At 35.5% G+C, this 609-nt stretch carries 1 protein-coding gene; it reads right to left on the bottom strand.

Annotated features, from left to right (window positions below; all coding sequences use genetic code 11):
- Positions 1-41: 41 nt before the first annotated feature.
- Positions 42-518 (bottom strand): sigma-70 family RNA polymerase sigma factor, encoded by a 477-nt coding sequence (locus SFC32_RS08470; protein ID WP_039696070.1) that lies wholly within the window; start codon positions 516-518, stop codon positions 42-44.
- Between the last annotated feature and the right edge of the window lie 91 nt (positions 519-609).

Below are 609 nucleotides of genomic sequence, written 5' to 3'. Positions count from 1 at the left end.
GCAGAAGAGTAAGCAAAAGGCCAGAATCATCTGGTCTTTTCTTATGGTCTAAAATCTGAGAAATACGGTTCAATGCTTTTTAAAAAGGCTTTCTTCCCTTCAAAACGTTCCCCACGAATCACTTTTTCCAACTTTAGTCGGTCTTCTCTTCCCAATGTTCTTCGTAAACGAGCTAAGCTATCCTGATAAGCCACGTAATCTGCGACTTCAAAGAAAGATACCTGAGGCACACAGTGACTAATATCACCAATTTCTTCATAAGGCATACGATTAAATTTCCGCTTAAAGGATTCCTGATGGCGGATAATATCTTTAACATGGTTAGAAAATTTTGTTTTAAAGTAACTATAACGTTTGCCTTCATTAATTAAGAGGTCTGGATGCTCCTCTAAGAGTTGAAAGAAAACAATTCGACCTTCTTGAATCCAATCCTCATAGTCCCAGAGTTTAACAAAATAATGACGGCGTAATTTTAAAATAATTGGTTTAACGGTTTGAAAATAACGTTCAAAATCCACTGTTACGATCTCCTTTTTCCTTTTTATTGTTAAGGTACCCTTATTATAGAAAGGATTAGGAAAAAGGAACATGACAAAAATGTCCAAATGA

The organism is Streptococcus sp. TATVAM-FAB8, assembly GCF_046592795.1.
GTDB lineage: Bacteria > Bacillota > Bacilli > Lactobacillales > Streptococcaceae > Streptococcus > Streptococcus ruminicola.
This window is presented reverse-complemented; position numbering and strand designations above follow the sequence as displayed.